General features: G+C 48.9%; 1 protein-coding gene. It reads right to left on the bottom strand.

Annotated features, from left to right (window positions below):
• Positions 1 to 20: 20 nt before the first annotated feature.
• Positions 21 to 364: recombinase family protein (locus KP705_RS19450; RefSeq protein ID WP_215765224.1), on the bottom strand; the 344-nt coding region annotated here is incomplete at its 5' end.

Raw genomic sequence — 364 nt, 5'->3', positions numbered from 1 at the left:
AAAGTGTAATTTACGTACGCTTAGAGTGAACCCAACAAGAACGTTGAGGCTGTTCTGCTGAGAGTTCGATAGACAGTTGGCCGAGAAATAGAAAACAGTTCTGAAAGATCGCTGATGGAGTAATCGCCGGTATCATACATCCGGCGAAGCTCTTTTTGCTGACGTTCAGAAAGCTTGGGTTTCTTTCCGCGTAGTTTACCTTTGTCGCGTGCAACGGCCATCCCTTCACGAGTACGCATCCGGATCAGATCGGCTTCAAACTCCGCGAAAGTCGCAAGGATGTTGAAGAACAACTTGCCCATTGGATCAGACGGATCGTGAATACTGTTCCCAAGTTGAAGCTTCACGCCACGGGATGCCAGGC

Origin of the sequence: Gluconobacter sp. P1D12_c (assembly GCF_018812105.1) — a bacterium.
Classification (GTDB): Bacteria; Pseudomonadota; Alphaproteobacteria; order Acetobacterales; family Acetobacteraceae; genus Gluconobacter; species Gluconobacter oxydans_A.
This window is presented reverse-complemented; position numbering and strand designations above follow the sequence as displayed.